General features: G+C 75.0%; 1 protein-coding gene (running past one end of the window). It reads left to right on the forward strand.

The genetic code is table 11. From position 1 onward, the window contains the following. Positions 1–156: 156 nt before the first annotated feature. On the forward strand, positions 157–19,237 hold the 5' portion of the coding sequence (locus ACF1FZ_RS26965) for a lonely Cys domain-containing protein (RefSeq protein WP_391775979.1). Its footprint extends 12,830 nt past the window's final position; the window shows 19,081 of its 31,911 coding nt (coding positions 1–19,081); the start codon lies at positions 157–159; its stop codon lies off the right edge, out of view.

Here is a 19,237-nt window from a genome sequence, read left to right on the forward strand (position 1 = left end):
GTCCAGGGGTCTCGGCCGAGCGATGTCCGGGAGCCCGGGCAGAGCGGTGTTCAGGGGCCGGTGCCGAGTGACGTCCAGGGCCCCGTGGCGAGTGACGTCCAGGGGTCTCGGCCGAGCGATGTCCGGGAGCCCGGGCAGAGCGGTGTTCAGGGGCCGGTGCCGAGTGACGTCCAGGGCCCCGTGGCGAGTGACCTCCAGGGGTTGCCCGAGGAAGTGGCCGCGGAGAACGACGGTACGGCGGCGGTTACGGTGCCGGACCAAGGGGACGGCGCTCCCGTCGCCACGGGCGGCAGCCCCACCACCTCCCCCGCACCCGGCACGGGCAACGGCGCCCGCCCGGGTGGTACCCCCACCGCCGGGGGCAGTACTTCTCCCTCCACCACGTCACCCCAGGCGACTCGCGCCCCGGACGGCGCCACTTCGGTGGACGGCTCGCCGACCGCGGCGGACGACTCCCCGCAGACCGCCCCCGCTCCGGAGGACGTCGGCCAGACCGGGACCGACGCCACGCCGGGCCCCGGGGAGAGCATCGCCGCCCCGGCCGCGGACACCGTGACCGATCCGGCCGGTGACACGGCCACCTCCACCACTCCGGCTGGTGGACCCACCACCGTCAGCGATCCGGTGGGCGACGACACCGCCGCTCCGCCGAAGGTGGGCACCACCGGTTCGTTCGGCGACACCGGCGGGACACGTGAGGCCGGGGCCCCGACCGACGTGAAGTCCGGCACCCCTCGCGCCGGTAACCCCGATACCACCCAGGCGCCCCCGCTGACCATCGTGGTCTCGGCGGTCGCGCCACCGGGGGAGGGGACGCCGGAGGCGGCGGAGCTTCTGGACGGGGCCGGGACCGACCGGGCCGTGGTGCTCGGGCCGGCGGTCGTGCCGGACGGGGCAGGACGGCCGGTGCGTGCCGCTGTCGAACTGACCCGCGAGGGGCCGGGCGCCCCGGTCCAGGTCCGCCCGCTCACCGGCCCGGCACCCGCCGTGGCGGCTGACGGCAGCACGGAGACGACGTTCCCCGGCGCCGACGTGCTGCTGCCGCTGGCCGACGCCCTCGGCCCGGTCTCCCGCCCCGCCACACAGAGCACAGTGACGACCGAAAGCGCCCCGGTCGCCACCTCCTCGGCCACGCCCCCGACCGCGCTCCAGGAGAAGGCGACCGCCGTACACGGCAGTGGAGCCGTACCGGACTCCACGGCCACCACCACGCCCGCCCCGGACAAACTCGCCACCTTCTCCCGCCCCTGGAGCGACACGGCCACCGATCTGCACCTGGAGTCGGGTGAAGGTGAAAAAGGCGCCGAGGGGACCGGTGGCCGGGCTCCCGGCCTCGGCACGGGGCACGCCGGGACCGGCGGATCCCCGCCTCCGCCCCTGTCCACGCCGGCCGCGCCGGAAGCGGAAGTCTCTTCCGTGGCGCCGCCCCCGGTGCTCCCCTCGCCGTCCGCCCGGATCGTCGTACGTCCTGCGGACGGCGGCGCCACCGACGGCGACCGCAGCGGTTCGCGGCGTCCTGCGGGCGAGCCGGCCGTCACCACGCTGGACGGCCTCACGGTGCCCCTCGCCCAATTGCGGCGCCTGATACCGGACACCGCGGTACAGCCCACGCCGGGCCGAGCCGTGCGGACGCTCACCATCTCGCAGAGCCCGGCCGAGGACGGTACGGCACACGACGCGGGACGCAGGGCGCTGCTCGGCCAGGACGCCTTCCGCGGCGTACGCACCGTGTCCGTCCCCGTTTCCCCCTCCGCACTCCCGCCGACGGACTCCGCCGCAGGGACCGAAGTGGCGCCGGCCACCCGCCGTACCGTGTTCACCGGCCCGCCGGCCCCGCTCCCCGGGGCGGGCACCGAGCTCGGTGCCGACTACTTCGTGGCACACGCCACCCCCCGCACCGTCACCCTCGGCACCGAGGACGCGGCGCGCCCCACCGTGAAGCTCAGCGGCGTGCAGTTCGGCGAGGCGCTCCGGATCTGGGCGGACGACGACGACCTGGACCGGCCGCTGGTGCTGTACTCCTGCGAGGCCGGGCAGCAGCCGACGATCGCGGGTCTGCCGGTGGCGCAGCACGCGGCGAACCGGACCAGGCGGTCGGTGTACGCGCCGACCACCGAGGTGGGCACGGCGCGGGACCGGAACGGCGAGGTCCACGCGGTGCTCACCGAGGGCGCGGACGGGCCGGGACGATGGCGGCTGTTCACCCCGGAACCCACCGGCGCCGACCTGGACGCACTGGCGCGCGACGCCGGCCTGCACGCGGGCCCCGAACCGGCCGACGCCTTCGCCCGGGCGCGCACTCTCCAGCAGATCCGCACACTGCGCGACGCCCTCGGCCCCGACGCCGAACAGCGGCCGGAAAACCGCGAGCTGCTCGCCGGGCTCGCGTACGTGGACGGCCTGCGCTGGCTCGATCCGGACACCGCGGCCCGCTACGGCGACGGGCGGATGACCCCGGACCTGCTGCGCCGGATGACCACCGACTGGCACGCCGCCACCGGCGGCCCGGCGGCCGGTCCCGCAGCCGACCTCTCGGCCGATCCCACTCCCGGGCAGTACACCGCGTTCCTGCGCGCGGCGGCCGGGTTGCGGGCCGGTGCCGGGCCCGGCACCACGCTCGACGACCTGCTGCCCCCGCCGCCGCCCGAACTGCTTCCGGCCACACTGGTCTCGCAGGAGGACGTGCGCGGACTCTCCTACGCGCCGTCGGCGCAGGTCGCCTGGGCACTGTCGAGCGCACCGCTGCCGTTGTCCGCGCTGGCGCTCGGCCCCGAGGACACCGCCGAGCTGGCGCGCCGCCTGAACAGTCCGGCGTCCGTGGCCCCCGGGGACCGCCCGGAGGACCTCACCGGGCCCGGCGACGGCAGGGCCGGGACGGTCGCCCCAGGCCCGACGGCCACCGCCCACGGGAAGTGGGACATGTCGCCTGCGCCGAAGCCGGGAGAGGTCGACCCCCACGTAGCGCGTCATGTGTACGGGCTCCCGGAGAAGAGCTTCAAGGGGTTCCGCGACCTGGTGTGGGAAAAGAATCTGGTCATCGACGTGCGTCCGACCAACCCCGCCGCCCCGAAGTGGCTGGAGGCCGGGGCGAGGCCCAAGCCGGAGGCGATCAAGGCCAAGACCGTCAGCGAGATCGACGTGCGTCTCGGGGCCGATCCGGACACCGTCGGGCTCGTCGGTTATTTCAAGCCGGTGCTGCCCGAGCGGGGATCCGTTTCCGACGGTGAGTGGGACAGGGTCCTGTCGCGTTTCAACCAGCGATCGACCGAGTACCACGAACTGGCGCCCAAGATGGCGGAGTACGAAGCGGAGAACAGGTTCGTCGTCAGGAACGGCGTGGTCCACGAGGTGGACGAGGACGGCGGACACGCACCCATCACCGCGGATCACGACCTGTTCAACGTCTCCACGCCGGACGGGAAGCAGATCGCACAGCCGCTGCACGACGAGCTGATCAAGGAGATACGGACCAAGGGCATCGCCGTGATGCACGGCGCGCACCTGTTCTGGAAGCCGACGACCGCTTTCGACAAGTCCGTCTTCGACAAGATCGTCCATTCTCATCAGGGTCCCGACGGGGAGCCTTTGCTCCGTTTCCGTTCCGGGAGCGATCATGCCGAGCTCAACTGGTTCAACCCGCTCACCGTGCCGCCCGGCCGGTCCTCGGCCGAGCCGAGCCGGCCGGGGAGTTCCGTGCAGGAACTGAGCGTGTTCGGCCCGGATTCCGCGGCGCCCGACCCGGTGGACACCGTGCACGCGGACGGCGCCGCCTTCCGTCGGCTGAACACCCCGGGCGGCGGGAACTGCCTGTTCCGGGCGGCGCTCGACACCGCGCGCAGCCAGGACGTACCACCCGCGTGGGCGGCCCGGAACATCGCCGGACTGCGCGGTCTGCTGCGCGACCGGCTCACCGGGTCGGAACTGGCCGCCGCAGCGGCCGAGGCGACCCCGGACCCCGTGCTCGCCGTGGTGGACGACCTGCGCATGAGCGCCGTCGCGGGGGTGCGGGACCCCGGCGAACAGCGGCGGGTCACCCAGAGGTGGGACCGGATCGCGCAGGCGGTCGTCACCGGCGGCGACCCCGCCCAGTGGCAGCGGATCCTCCGGGACAGCGGCTATCCCCACCTCGCCGACCTCGCGCCCACCCCCGCCGACGCACGGCGGCTCGGCACCGAGGGTCTGTTCGTCGCGGCGGCGGAACTCCCCGCGTTGTGGGCGTCCCCCTTCGCCGACCTGCTCCCGCAGGCGCTGGCGCACACCCTCGACCTCGACCTGCGGCTCGTCCAGCCCGGCCACCGGTCACCGGGGGACCTCTTCGTCACCACCCTCAACCCGGGGGGCCGGGGCGGCACCCTGCACCTGTCCTACAACGGCACCGACCACTTCGACGCCCTCGTCCCGGCCTCGGCACCGCTCACCACCATTCCGGCCCCGGACACCGCCACCGCGGACCCGGTCTCCCGGACCCCGGACGGATCCGACCCCTTCGGCGAGTGGCTGCGCAGCATGGGAGGGATCTCCGACCTCGACACCGAGACCCCCGACCGGGGCGACCCGGTACCGCTGGAGACCCAGCTCGAACGGCACCGCCCGGCACGGCTGCTGACCGGAGAGGACGGCCGGCCACCGGGCCCGGCCCCGCGCACCGTCACCTTCGAGGACGGCAGCCGGCTGCCCACCGTCCTGATCAGCCCCGACGCCGACCCGGAGGACAAGAGCCCGGGCGGGTCCCCGCAGACCTCCCGGACCGGCCTCTTCACCGGCCCCGGCGCCCTCACCCTGCGCTCGCCCGAGCAGGTGGCCCAGGAAATCCTCGGCCGCCTGCCGGAGAAACTGCGTGCCCAGTTCGACGAAACGGAACTGCTGCGTCTGCTGACCGACCAGCCCGGCGCGTTCACCGCCCCGCGCGGCGCTCGCCTGGTGGGCCGGGAGAAGTCCGGGGTCGGTCACGAGATGACGGTCGAGGCCGTCCCGTACCACCGCTGGGAGCGCTTCTCCGACGTGGGCGGCAGCACCGTGCGAGTGGACACCGCGCGCCGCGGCCAGGCCGGCACGGGCGGCGGACGCAGCGTCGGCTTCGGGCGCCGGATCGCCGCCGCGGTGGGCATGGGCCCGCCGCTCAACTGGCTGCTGAAGATCGGTGTCTCGCTGGGCTGGTCCCGCAGGACCGACTTCAGCCTGGGCACCCAGGCGTACCACCAGAACGAGCACCGCGGCTGGGAGGGCTCGCACCTCCACCTGGACGACGTCCACTACAGGGTGCGCGTGGACCGCGTCACCGAGGCGCCGAAGGCCACCGGCCGCAGCGCCGGGCCCGGCTCGCTGGCGCCCCGCTGGCTGCGCACCCCGGTGCACGCCGCCGGATTCGGCATGCGGGACGGGCTGAGCTGGCGGCTGCCGGACGAGCTCACCGTCCCCTTCAAGGGGCCCCGGCGGGCGCCGGAGACGCTCACCTTCCCGGACGGTCTGGAGCCGGGAATCACCGGCACCACCGGACTGCACCTGACGGACCCGCCGGAGGACGTGGCACTCGCGATCTCCGGGGCCCGGCCCGGCAGTTCGGCGCACCGCACGCTGATCTCCTATGTCCGGCCGGGAAGGCTGCTCCCCCTGTTCCAGCGGTTCTCCGGGCCGGTCAGCGGGCCGGAGCTGACCCAGGGCAGCGGCCAGCGCCCGTTGGGGCACCTGGTCGTGGAGCGGTCGGTGCCGCACCGGGCCACCCTGGTCACCGAGTCGGTCAAGGCGGAGCTGCGCGACCTCACCCAGACCACGTACCAGAACGAACGCGGCCACGTCCGCGACACCCGTTTCGGCTTCCAGGTGACCGGGGGACCGAACTACACCCTCACCGGCCCGGAGACCGACGTGCGCCTCCAGGGCGGCCCGCTGGTCCGCACGGACCTCAGTACCGGGCGGGGCCACTACCTCGGCACCGACGCGGCCCGCAAGACCACCGGCCGGATCCGCAACCACCCGGTCGCGCTCTACCGGGTGGAGCGCACCCTGATGGTGCGCGGGGCCGGCGAGCCGCCGTCCTCGGCCCGGCCGGTCCGGGTGGTCAGCCTGGACTGGATCTCCACCCAGGACGCCCGCCGGCTGGCGGGCTGGGACAGCCGCACGCCCGGCCGGACGGGACCGAACCCGGACGCCGAGCCGCCGGTGCCGTGGTACCTCACCCGTGAGGACCCGGCGCACCTGAGCGGTCAGGTCCGCGCCGAGGGCTTCCGTCCCGTCCACCCGCAGACCCAGGTGCAGGACCTGACCCAGGACCAGGCGCAGGCCCAGCCCCAGGGCCAGGCACAGCCGCAGGTCACTCCGGCGCAGCCGCAGACCGCCTCGGTCCAGGACCAGGCCCAGGGGCAGCCGTCGACGGGGCAGCCCGTCCCCCAGGACCCCTTGCGGGTCTTCACGGACACCGTCCTGGACACCCTGCACCGTTCGTACCCGTCGCTGTTCGTCCCGCCGCTGATGCTGCGTCACCCGCGGCTGGCCAGGTTCTGGTACGGCGACGGACGGATGCGGACCGCGCTGCACAACGACCGTCAGGTGCGCGAGGCGCTGAACCGGCCCACCCTGGCGCAGAGCCTCGACGACCTGACCACCACCGGGATACCGGTCACCCTCACCGAGGACGGCAAGGTGCGCCGCGGCCACCACACGCTGATCCTGCGGGCGCGGCTCACCGACCGGCGGTTCGAGACCACCATGAGTGAGCGCTCGCTGCGCAACGCGGTGGTCGGCACCGAGATCGCCGGGCAGGGGCAGCAGGCGTCCAGCACCCTCTCCGGCGGTGTCGAACTGGGCATCTCGCCGCGTGATCACGACAAGGCGCCCGAGGCCGGGCTGCCGCGCCGGACCGGCAACGTGTCCCTCGGCGCCCGCTACGCCAGGACCAACCAGAAGGCCACCCGCAGCACGGTCGCGGTCACCCACGACCACCTGGCGTACCAGAGCGGTTCCGACCTCTACAGCTACCGGGTGGAACTGGGCGCCTCCTTCGAAGGCCACCGCCGCCCCCGCGGCTGGGCCCGGCTGGCCTCCCTCGGCCTGCTCGGGGCCGGCGTCTTCGTCAGCAGGGTGGAGGAGCGCCCGCTGTTCAGCCGGGGCAGCGAGACCGTGGGCCGGGTGGAGCTGGCCGTGCCCGCGGCCCACGGCTCCGAGCGCCACGCCCCCGCCGACCCGCCACCCGGGGGGCAGGTGTCCGCGCCGCAGCAACTCTCCGCCACCGAGGCGGACCGGCTCCTGGACGGCACCCGCCCGCTGCCGAGGACGGGGCCGGCCGACCGCGAACTCACCCGGAGGCTGCTGGGCGCCCCGCACGTGGTGCTCAGCACCGAGGGCGGCCGGCAGCGCCAGCAGCTCGTCCAGGACACCGCCGACCGCGCCTCGGGCACCTCCTGGCACGTCAGCGCCCCCGGCACCCCGGTGCGCACCGCGCTGCGCCGGGCGATGGCCAACCTCAGCGTGTCCGGACAGCTCGGCCAGTACCTCGGCCCGTTCGGCTCCCGCATCACCGGACTCAACGGCGCGGGTCCGCTCCAGACCCACTACCTGAAGGCCGCCATCCGCGGCGACCTGCACCGCATACGGGTCAAGAGCGACCCGAAGCCGGCCAGCTTCGAAGCCACCGTCGGCAACGAGCACCGGGTCCTCGGCAGCGCGAGCACAGGCTCCCGCACCACCCTCGGTCTCCAGGGTTCCTACATGCCCCTCCAGCAGGCGCCGGGCCGGCAGCCGATGGTCGGCTCCTACACGGCCGCCCTCCAGTACGCCTGGGGCAAGGGCCGCAGTCTCTCGCAGACCCTCACCCGGGGACGCAGCACCACCCTCACCTACGCCGGACGCACGTACCTGGTGGTCGCCGACGCCATCGAGACCGTCGCGGTGCGCGACCGCTGGACGGCCGCGATGGGCATGGCGGGCACCCGCGCCGGGGACCGGATCAGCTCCGCGGCGGGGCAGCTCTCCGAGCGCCTCGGCCGCGGTCTCGCCCCACGCCGGGCCGCCGCCGCCCTCCAGCGCATCCGCGACGCGGTGATGTTCCACCTGCCGATGCAGGACGCCATCGAGGCCGGACTGGCCCCGGACGGCCTGGGCACCACCACCCCGCACAACCTCGGCGGCGGCTACCGGGTGCCCGGCTTCCTGCACGGGCGCCGTTTCCCCACCCACCCCAGCGGCCAGCTCGACGCGAGCCGGGCGGCGCAGCGGCTGATACCGGAGCTGGAGGGGCTCGGGGTGCCCTCGCACGACCGGGAGCAGGCCCTGCAGTGGCTCTCCCCGGACTTCCTCCAGGCCCACCTGCACGAGCTGACGACCGACGGGGTGACCCTGCCGGTCCGCTACCGCACCTGGCGCAGCCCCCACCACCTGCTGGTCGGCGGCAGCCCCGGACAGCTCGAGTTCAAGCTGACCCCCGTCAGCACCACCGTGGAGAAACTGCGCACCGGCTACGAACTGGAGGACTACCGCAACTTCGCCCGCGACGACGCCCGGGGTGCCTCCCAGGACCGCGGGGCCGACGTGACCCTCAGCGGCGGCCAGCGCGCGGCGGACAGCGGCCTCCTCGTCGCCAACCCCTCGCTGCAGGGCACCGCCGCCAAGCAGCGCTCCAGCAACCGCACCGAGACCGCCGGCAGCACCGCGATGCCGAACATCGCCACCACCCAGGCCCACGCCGAGACCGTCACCGCCTACGTGCTGACCGTCACCATGAGGGACGCGACCGGTGATCCGCTCGGCCCTCGCGTCAGCGCCCCGGTCGGCAGCCTCAACGAGTTCCTCCCGGCCAGCCTGCTCACCCCGGAGGGCGACGGCGCCGACAGCGCGCTCACCGAGCAGAACGTGCCCGAACCGCCGCGAGCGGTGAGGATACTGACCGCCGACCAGGCCCGACCGGAGTCCGTCGCCGCCTGGCGCACCTCCACCACCGCTGACGGCCCCGACCCCGACGTCCTGCCCTTCGACGACCGGATCGGCTCCGGCATCCTCGCCGTGGACATCCGGGGGGCGGCCAACGTGCAGGACGCCCTGACCCTCGCCACCGCCCGCGCCGACGGCCTCGGCGACAGCGACCTCGGTGCGCGGCACACCGGGAAGAGCCTCGACGGACGCGTGCGCATGGCCCGCCTCACCCCGCTCACCGCCCTGGGCACCGCCCCCGCCCAGGCACAGCAGGAGGCCACCTCGCAGGGCGGCCTGACCGCCGGCTTCCGCGAGGCGCTCGGCGCGAACGGCTCCGTCCTGCCCACCCAGGCCTCCGCCCACCTGATCGGTCAGTTCCACACCGCCGATTCCCGCCTCTACGCGAGGATGCACCGCCGTGGCGCCCGGCTGCTCGCGGTGGAGAACAAGCCGCGCATGGAGGCCATGCAGAGGCGGAAGACCTCCGACGCACTGGAGGCCGGCATCACCGACAACGTCGAGGGCGCGGTGGGCACCTCGCCGCTGGCGGGCAACAGCAACGCGGGCATGACCAACCCGGGCGCCACGGTCCCGATCGGCGGTGCCAACGACGGCACCGTGCTCAAGGGCGCCGTGGACACCACCCTCAGTACCCACGTAAAGGTCGTCACCGACCGCAGCATGCTCTTCGCACTGCCGGTGAGCTGGCTGGCGGTGGCGGAGGCGGACCACCGGATCACCGACGGCCGCCTGCTGCACACGCTGGGCAAGGCCAGGCGCGGCCCGCGCGCCGCCGAGGCCGGGACCACCGCCCTGGTCTGGCTGCGCGAGGACATCGCCCGCGACCACGGCCTCCTGGACGACACCACGTTCCCCGACGAGGTCCGCACGGCCTGGGACGACATGGCCAAGGCCGCGGCCGACCTCGCCACGGCCGAGAAGGAGTACTACGACGCCCGCGCCCGGGCCCGTGAAGCCTGGCTCTCCCTGACCCCGCAGCAGCGGACCGCGCTCGGCGGGGACGACCCCCGCCTGGCGACCGTGCTGCCGCAGGACGTCGCCCAGTCCCCGGCGGTCGTCGGCTGGCAGGCCGCCCGCGACGCGGCACGGCAGTGGGAGGGGCGCCTGGACGCCGCTGCCGCCGACCACCACCGGCTGCACCTCGCCGCGTCCCGCCTCACCGCCCACCACCAGGGTTCGGCCTCGGTGCCGGTGCGGGACCTGCCGCAGGAGTACACCGAGCCGGACTGGCGCTCACAGGCACCGGAGCCGTACCGGATCACCGACGCCACCGACTCCGTCCCGCGCACCCTCACCTCGCCGGACGGCGCCACGGTGCGCGAGGTCCACGACGTGCCGCACGACGGCGCCTCGTTCTTCCACGCACTGCTCGCCGTCGCCCGGGACCGGGGGCGGCTGCCCCGCCTGCTCGGCACCGACCTGGCCGACCGGTTCGCGGCCCGCCCCGGCGACCCGGCGGTCACCGCCGAGGCCATCGGCACCGCTCGCGACCGCCTCGCCTGGGCGCTGGGCGAGGACGGCAACGAGGACCTGCTCGACGCACTCGCCCTGGACGTCGCCGACACCTTCACGCAGGACGAACTGGACACCGCCGGGGTGGTGCTGACCCCGGCTCAGCAGGCCGAGTTCGATGCCCTCGGCCGGCTTCCGCTGACCTTCTGGCCGACGCCGGAGCAGCGGGTGGCGCTGGCGACCGCCGCCCTGTCCCGTCCGTTCGCGAGCGAGCCGCGCCCGGACGCCGCCGGGCAGCCGGACGGTGTACCGGCCCCGCCCGAGCGCCGTGCCGGTGACCACGGCGGCGCCGACCTGCTGCCCGCCCTCGCCGCGCGCATCCTCGGAACTCCGCTGACCGTGGTGACCGGTGAGGGCCGCGACCAGCTGTTCCTGCCGCACGGTGCCGATCCGGCCGCCGTCGACCCGTCCGCCGACCCGGTGCTGTACTCCGCCGACGGCTTCTTCCACACCGCCCTGCCGCCAGGCGCCCCGGTTCCGGTCAGCACCGCGCTGCCGGCCCCGGCGAGTGCGGGGACGTCCGGCACGGACACCGGGGACACCACGACCGGTCAGCCGGCGAAGCCGCCCGTGCACCGGAGCCACACCACCGTGCCCTGGCTGCCGCCCGCCGACGGCAGCGGCCCGCGCTACCGCCTCGCCCGCGACGGCGTCCTCACCGCACCCGACGGCGCCACCTACACCCAGGGCACGCCCACCGGCCGTGGCAACGGCTTCTTCGGCGCGCTCTCCACGGTCCTGCGCCACGCCGCCGACCGGCCCGGCCTCGACCGCCGGGAGGCAGCACGGCTGCGCACGCGCGCCGGAGCGTCACCCGCCCAGCTGATGCGCCTGAACGGCCTGCCCGGTGAGCCCGCCGAACGCGACACCCTCTTCACACCACCGCCGATGAAGGTGCGGCCCGGCGCGCTCGCGCCGAGCCGTGACGCCCTCGACGGTCACCTGCGCCGCTACCTCGCCACCGCACCCTGGGGCCCCGGGGCCGACCGGGCCGCCGCCGAGTGGGCAGCCGCCACCACCGGCACCACCGTCACCCTGATCGAGGAGAACGGCACCGCCCACACCTATCCCGGTCCGTCCGCCGACGGGACGCACCTGCGAATCCGGCGGCGCGGCGGTGACTTCGTACCCCTGCTGCAGCGCACCCCCGCGCCACCCGCCCCGGAAGCGCCGGCGGCCCCGCCCGCCCCGCAGCAGGATCCGACCTCCGTTCCCCTGCCCCCGTCCCCGGACGGCAGTGACCTCCCGGGGCTCCCGGGCGAGGAAGAGGCCTACGAACTGAGCACACTGTCCGGTGCCGGAGCCGCCAAGGTGCCGGGGACGGCGGGTACCGAGGGCGGGGCGTTCCCTCTGTCGGCGTCCACCGGCACCCCGGTTGATGCGCTGGCGCAGTTCCGCTTCGTGGACGACAGCAGTGACGCCGACGACAGCGAGGACGGTGCTCCGCACACCACTCAGGAGGAGTGGCTCGACCTCCTCTTCGGAGCCGCGGCCAGGAACGACCACTCGCCCGAGACACTCGCCGACACGGTGTCGTCGCTGCGCGAACTCGCCCTGAGAGAGGGGTCGTCGTCCGTGGCGACCGGCGAGCTGGACGCACTGCACGACCTGACCAGGCGGGTACTGGACCTCGGCCCGGACGTCCCGGTGCACGGACAGCACCTGCTGCTCCTCGGATCCCTGGCCCTGAGCGCCTCCCCTGACGAACTGTCCGACGCCGACGCCCTCGCCGACTACCTGACCCAGCACGACGCCGTCCTGAGCCAGGACACCCAGGTGGTGTCGGAGGCCGGTACGGGGCGGAACTGGACCGGCACCGGGGACCAGGCGCCGCCCTTGAACTCGTACGCGATGGAGGGCGAGGACGGCAGCCTGGTCACCTGGACCGCACCCTGGCAGGACTCGTACGTGGTCCTTGCCCAGGAGGGTGCGGACGCCGTTCATCTGATGACGCCGCGCGGCCGGCTCACCCTGGACGATCCCGGTGAGTTCGCCCGGCTCGTCGCGAGGGACCCGGCACGGCCTCCGGAAGCCGATGTCGTCCTGGCGTTCCCCCACGGCGACATCGCGTTCTTGGCACGGCACGTCGCCGACCTGACGGGCTCCAGGGTCTGGTACTCGGAGCACGGCCCCCGGCCCTCCACGGACTGGCGTTCCGGCACCGATCACATCACGCTCGGGCCGGTCCCCGGCGGCGCAGGCACGGCATGGACCTCCATCGGACCGGGCGCGGACGACTCCGGTGGAGCTGACTTCGCGGACATCATCGACCTGTACGCGGACGGGTCCGAGCCCGCTGACGGAATCGAGGCGCGCCGGCCCGAGCCGCTGACCACGAGGGACTACGGGGTCGTGGACCACCGCGGCGACGGCGTGCTCTTCCGCAAGCCCGGTGACCTCCAGGGCACCTGGCAGACCCCGCAGGCGCTGGCGAACGTGGAGGACGCCCCCCGACTGGCCATGTCCGTACAGGGCTACTACGAGACGCTCGCCACCCAGCGGCCCCTCCTGCGGATCTCTTCGGACCGTACGCTCGCGGTCGAGAACGGCGCGTACGGACAGCAGGTCTTCGCGACGGCGGAAGCCGTCGCCCGCGCGTCGGTCGGTCTGGCGCGCGCGGGCCTCGCGATGCGTCTGCGGACCGACGAGGACCTGAGCATCCTGCTGCCCACCCCCGACGGCGGCACGAAGCAGCTGTTCCGCGTGACGCCCGGCTTCCTCACCCGATCCGGACAGTCCTCGGAGGAGGTCTGCCGGGACTTCGCCGACATGCTGGCCGACAACGCCCGTACGTCGCACATGGTCTTCCGCGATCCCCGCACCGGCCAGGTGGTCACCGCGCCGGTCAACGCCTCCGACGGGGTCGAGGTCACCGGCACGCACCACCTCGCCGACGCCCTGGGCCGCGTCGCGGACGGCGACGTGGCGCCGGACGAGGTGGATCCCGCGTGGGCGTCCTCGTACGTCCGCCGGGACGACCGGCCCACCGGCGGCGACGGCGGCCCGCTGCCCGGCCACGCCTACGGCAGCGCGCTCAGCCTCGACCAGCCGGTCGACCCGCGCCGCGACGCACTGTCCGACGCCGCGAAACGGATCGGGGTCAACGAGTACGCGTGGGCCGGCGTCGGCGAGGGCTACGTCGTCCAGTCCGTCGCGGCGGCCGGAGCCGAGGGCCAGCCGAGCCTGGAACGCAACTACGCCAAGCCGCGATCCGGTATCAACCGCTCGCACTTCGGCTACCACTTCGCCACCGTGGTCCTGGCCAGTGAGGACGGCAGTCACCAGATCTCCCTGGAGAACCACGCGCGGGTCTCGCAGCGGAACGCCCGGCACCGAGGGGAGGCGAGGGCGAACCTGAGGTCGCGCAACCTGAAGGCTCTGCGGGAGGCCGCGGCGCGACTGCGCGGGGAGATCGAGCAACGGCAGGAGGCCGGCGTCGACGAGCACCTCACCGAGCTGCGCGCCCATCTCGACCTGACACTGGCCCTGGCACGGGCGAAGCAGGCCCAGGCCGACATGCGCGCGGCGCCCGCCGGCTCACCGGAGCGCGCCGCCGCCGAGCGGACACTGGAGGGCGCCACCCGCGCCGCCGCGCAGCGCATCGGCCAGCTCGAGCAGGTCATCCCCGGCAAGAACCAGTGGTACATGCGGATGTACTCCCAGCGGCCGGGCGAGTCGGCCCACGACACCAACGCGGAACTGCTGAGCGACAGGCCCGCCGCCGAGGCGAACCCGCTCACCGCCGTCGTGCTCCGCGGCCAGCAGGCACTGCCGGTGACCATCTCCTTCGAGAAGGGTGCCCAGCAGACGCCCGACGGTGCGAAGCACCCCTTGCGGTATCTGGCCGGGATCGTGGCCAGGACGGCGATGTGGAACGCCGCCAACGGGCTGCCGCTCCCGGACGTCAGGGTCACCGGTCTGCGCAGCGGGCTCCTGGCGGGCCGGGACCTCGCGAAGGCCCGTGCCGAGGCGGTAGCGGCCTCGTTCCGGCAGGAGGTGGCCGAGGCGCTCGCGGCGCTGCAGGACGGAACACCGCGACCGCACCTCACCGCCGCCGCGATCACCGTCGATCCGGGCTCGGAGCGCGGCCGCGGGTCCGCCACCGCCGATGCCGTGCACATCACGGTCGACGACCACCGCGGCGGACTGCGGGAGACCGCCACACGCGGTCTCCGCGGCCCCCGGCCCGGAGGCCTGCTGGGCGGCTCGCCCGACGACGGCCTCGACCCCGTGGCGGAGCAGTGGCCGATCGGCCGCCCGGTCACCCTCATGCGGCCCCGCTTCGGCGGCGTCGACCCGTCTTCCGTCGTACCCGTCGCGGACGCGCCCGTCACCGGTGCACCCGCGGACGGCGCGACCGCGACCGACGCGATCGGCGTACCCACGAGCGACATACCCGTGACCGGGGAGTTCGAGGACACCGGGGCCGGAAAGGGCAAGGCTTTGGCCGTCGGCACCGCGGACGGTGCCCCGGCCGCCGAAGGCCCCCGTCCGGAGCGGTGGTTCACCTACACCCGTGCCGCCGAGTTCCGCTCCGAGCCCTTCCGGTACGAGGTCGCCGACACCGGGCACGTCCGGCTCCCCGACGGGCAGGAGATCCCGCCGACCGGGTGGACGCGGTTCGGCCACGACTTCGTTCACGGGGCGACGGGCGTGATCCTGCGGGGCGACAGCGGCTGGATCGGCCGGGTCACCAACATGGACACCCTCGCGCTCGTCATGGCGGACCTGGACCACGACGCGACGCCCCACCGGATCGCGGCGGACCCCTCGGCCCTGTACCTGGTACCGGAGAACGACGACGACACGGCCCTGCGCATCCCGCTGCGGGAGACCGCAGACTCCGTCGCGCCCGTCGGCACCGACCCGCACGCCCAGCCGGCTCCGGAGGACACGTCCCCACCCGCGCCGGAGTGGGACCCGGCCCCCGCCGCGCCGCCGGCCTCCGCCACCCCGGCCGACGGCGACCAGTCCGGCGTTCCGGGCAGGAAGGAGGCGCACGGGCCGACCACGCTGCCCGGCCCCGACGCCGGAAAGCTGGACGTCGGACGCAGGATCGGCGCCGTGCTGCACGGCCTCGGCCACCCCGTGGTGCTGGCCGGGGCGGCCCGCGGCCGGGTGCAGTTCGGCCTGCCCCGCCCGCTGGCCGCCGTGGAGTTCCAGCTCCCCGCGGACACCCTCCCCGCCGCCGCCGGGATACGCCGGGCACTGGAGCGGGAGTTCCCCGGCGCGCCGGTGCGGCCGCCGGCCGTCACGGGCGGCGGCCGGGTCCTCGACCTGTCGGTGGACGGCGTCGCGATCCGGATCACCGCGGTGGACCGGCCGCTCACCGGCACCGCCACGGCCGACGGTTTCACCGTGCCCGCGCCCGCCGACTCCGTCGCCGACGCCGCCCTCGCCCTGGCCGCCGGAACCGACCCGGAGCTGCGCGGACGTGACCTCCTCGACCTGCTGTGGGCGTCGCGCGGCGCCTTCGCCGACGGCCCCCGCACGGCCGGACCGGCCACCCTGCGCGAGGACGCCTACCGCTCGGCCAGGCCCGCCGGCGCCGCCCCCTCCATCGCCGTCCGGCTCAGCGAACTGCTCGACGCCGCCGCCCTGGACACCGACGCCCTCGCCCGCAACGAGCGGGCCTGGCGCGACCTGGGCGTCACCGACGGCGACCTGCCCGGCCTGCGGGCCGAGCTGACCGCGCTCGCCGACGCGCTGCGCGTCACCCCCGAGGTGACCACCGACCCGGTCCGCGCGCTCGCCGCCCGGCTGCCCGGCCTGTCCGGCACCGACCGGGACGCCGCCCTGGCCGGCCTGACGCCCGCCGACCGCGAACGCCTGGCCGCCGACCCCGTGCTCGTGGACGCCCTGAGCACCGGGCTCACCCCCGAGGAGTTCGCCTCGGTCGCGGCGAACCTCATGACGCAGGTGCCGGCCGGGGTCGAGCAGCCCGTCTCCGCCCGCGGCCGGGCCCGCACCCAGGTCGCCCGGCTGCTGCACGACCCCCGGGTCACGGCCCGGCTGCTCAAGAGCGGCTCACGCGTCGTGGTGGTACCCAGGGGCGAGGCCATGACCACCCTGGACGCCTTCCGCGCCCTGCGGGGCGCCGTCACCGGCGACGGCCGCACCTGGGACGAGGTCCGCGGCGCCGGCACACGCACCGCGGCCGTCACCGAGGAGAATCTGCTCGGCGAGCGCACCACCGCCGGCACCGGCGCGTCCGCCTACCCCGACGGCTACTCGACCACCCTGCACGAGGTCGCTCACACCGTTCACCTGCACGGTCTCGACGCCGTCGACCGGCAGCGCATCACCGACGCCTTCCACGCCACCACACAGGCCGCCGAGGCGGGCAACTGGCCCGACGGCCCCCTCCACGGCTACGACGCCGACGGCCGCCGCAGCGCCCCCAACTACAGCAGCCGCGACGAACTCGAGTTCTTCGCCCAGCTCACCAACGTCTACCTCATGGCCAACGGCGGCAACGACCCCTACACCGGGCTGCCCCGCAACAACGCCGGCCCGGAGTGGGTACGCACCCACCAGCCCACCCTGTACCCCCTGCTGCGCCGGCTGTACGGCGAGGGCCCCCGGACCGCGCCCCGCCACCCGCGCAGCGGCGAGCCGGCCCGTCCGCGCGGGGCGCGCCCCGCGGACGTCAACCCCGTCGAGGCCACCGACACCGAGAACGAGGCGCTGGCCCGCGCCCGCGCCCTGTGGGACGTCGCCGAGGGCACCCCGGGCGACGGCGGCGACGCCCACGAGGCCGTCCGCGCCCTGTGGGACGGCACGGCCGGCGCACACGTGCCGCAGGCCCACACCCCCGCACCGAAGCCCGCCCCGGTACCGTCCGCCCGCCCCGCCCCCGTCGCGCCGCCGCCAGCCGACGACGCGGTCCAGGCACGCCTGCGGGAGCTGTGGGAGGTCATCGACGCAACCTTCGGCTCCCAGCCCCTTTCGCAGGAGATCCGCAACGGGCTCTTCACCTCCCTGCGCGTGATCGAGGCGGCACGCGCCGGGCACCCCCGCTTCGGCCGGGAACCGCGGGACCTGGACGGCATCACCCGCACGCTGCTGCACCTGCCGTCCGACGCGCCGGTCGACGCCGCCCGGCACTACGAAGCCTTCCTCCTCGTGGGCAGTGCCTACCGTCGGGACCGCGGCGGCAGCCTGGCCGCCATCGCCGCCTACGGGCTGACCCGCCAGGGTTATCCGCAGCAGTCCTCGCTCACCGGCCCCGACGGCACCCCGCACGGCCGGAACTGGACGGGGCGCCCCGGCCTCCACCTGCACCTGGAGCAGACCGCCGACCCTCGGGGCGTGCACCCCGCACCCTGGGGGCCCACTGCCCACGCGGTGGTGGCCGAACGGGACGAGGACGGGCTGGTCCTGGTGGCGGGAACACCCGTGTCGGACGCCGAGTTCGCGGAGATCGTGCTGCACGACCCCGAGCGGGCACCGGGCGTCCCCGTGGTCCTCCTGACGGCGGCGGAGGACGACCGCAACGAGGCCCTGGCGCGGGCGATCGCCGACCGCACCGGAACCCGCGCCTGGTTCACCGACGGCGACCTGCGGCTCCAGCCGGTCCCCGGAGGCCGGCGGGCACCGGTCCTCGCCGCACCGGCCTCCGAGGACGTGCCGGCCGGCGCCTGGATCCCGGCCGACCCCGGCCTGCTCCCGGACGACCCGCAGGCCACCCTCACCGCGTCCGACGGCACTGTCTTCCCCGACAGCGACGTCCACTCGTACCCGCTGACCACGGCCGACGGACAGAAGCTGACCGGGCGGGCGTTCCTCGACGCGCACGACCTGGCGATGCGGGAGCAGTCCCTGCGTCCTCTGTCCGCCGTCCGGTACTACTCCGACTACCTCGACGCGCTGCCCGGTGTCTACGGCGCCAAGGAGAGCGGCGCGCTGCCGCTGCCGCGGGGCCTGGCCGACTCCTACATCGCGGTCGGCCACGGTGACAGCGGACGGACCACCGTGCCCCGCCGCAGCACCGGCGCCAACCAGGCGCTCCCGCCCGCGCAGCTGGGACGGCTGCTGGCTCGGCGCAAGAGCCTGCAGGCATTGCCGGCCGAGCAGCCGGTGTGGGCGCTGTGGTGCGAGCTGTCCCACGTACGACCCGCCCAGGACCAGCTCACCCACCCCGCCGCCGCCCAGCACGTCTCCAACGAGACCGGTCGTATCGTCTTCGCCTCGGACGCCCAGGTCGGCAGCAGCGACGCCGAGGGCGACCTGCCGCCCCGCGTGATCAAGTTCGACGACCCCGACCGTCCGCAGGGCCACTTCCACGAGTTCCGTCCCGAGCCCGGTGCCGACGCCCTCGCCGTCCTCGCCGATCTGGGCAGGCTCCCCGACCAGCTGCCGCGGCGCACCACCCGCGCCCTGCACTGGGTGCGGGCCCTGCGCCTGATCCACGGCCCGGGCATCGACACCGACCCGTCCCGTGAGACGGAGTTCCACGAACTGACCGAGGCCTTCGGCGCCTTGGAGGAGTTGCGGTTCCGGGCGGCGGACGGCGCCGATCCCGGCCCGCTGACCTGGGGAGCCCTGCAGCACATCGTCGGCCGGTACGCCGCCCGGCAGGGCTGGGACCGGTCGCTGACCGCCAACTCCCTGGAACACCTGCTGCACGCCGCCCTCAAGGGTGACCTGGATCCTGCGGACGCCGCCGGACCCACCGCCCCCGCCGCGCCGCCGGTCTCCTCCGCCGCTCCCGTCCCGTCGGTCCCGGACCATACGCCGCCTGTTCCGCCCCTGCCGCATCAGGACCCGGCTTCCCTCCCATCGCCCCCGTCCCCGGTCG

The organism is Streptomyces sp. NPDC014623, assembly GCF_043088245.1.
In the GTDB taxonomy this organism is placed as follows: domain Bacteria; phylum Actinomycetota; class Actinomycetes; order Streptomycetales; family Streptomycetaceae; genus Streptomyces.